We start from the raw sequence: 208 nt of genomic DNA, 5'->3' as shown, positions 1-208 counted from the left end.
GCTCTCTTTTTCCTCGTAAGGGCGAGTAGCATGTTGGCGGCGTTGCCCGCGCTTAGTGATATCCCGCGTCCAACGCTGCTGCTCAATCAGCCCAACGACTTGCTGGCTTTGCGGTGAAAACAGCAAGATTGAATGCGCCAGAATGGCACGGTTTTTATCCCCTTGATTGGTATGACCTAACTCCTCCCTGACACTGTCATGCTTGTAA

At 52.4% G+C, this 208-nt stretch carries 1 pseudogene; it reads right to left on the bottom strand.

Annotation, left to right across the window (positions count from 1 at the left end):
* A pseudogene (locus L976_RS01570) lies at window positions 1–208 on the bottom strand (IS4 family transposase); the annotation flags it as partial.

The sequence above is a fragment of the Shewanella sp. ZOR0012 genome (assembly GCF_000798835.1).
GTDB lineage: Bacteria > Pseudomonadota > Gammaproteobacteria > Enterobacterales > Shewanellaceae > Shewanella > Shewanella xiamenensis.
The sequence above is the reverse complement of the archived record's forward strand: the minus strand, read 5'-3'. Positions and strand labels throughout refer to the sequence as shown.